1 protein-coding gene is annotated in these 219 nt (G+C 68.5%); it reads left to right on the forward strand.

The window, feature by feature from the left end:
* Positions 1-219, forward strand: a 219-nt coding sequence (locus tag MTBUT4_RS01300; RefSeq protein WP_217424087.1) for an Ig-like domain-containing protein, incomplete at both ends; no start/stop codon positions are given.

Consider the following 219-nt stretch of genomic DNA (forward strand, 5'->3'; position numbering starts at 1 on the left):
GCGAGCAGACCTTTACCCTGGACGTGGCCGCGGCGGATGACGAAGCCACCATCGCCGCCAGCGACACCACCACGGCGGAAGACACCACCCTGACCGGCCAGCTGTCGGCCACCGACGCCGATGGCGGCGTGGTGTCCTATGCCCTGGCCGAGAGCGGCCAGCCCGAGCATGGCACCATCACCGTCAATGCGGACGGCAGCTACAGCTATACCCCCGATG

The organism is Magnetospirillum sp. UT-4 (genome assembly GCF_902729435.1).
Lineage (GTDB): Bacteria > Pseudomonadota > Alphaproteobacteria > Rhodospirillales > Magnetospirillaceae > Magnetospirillum.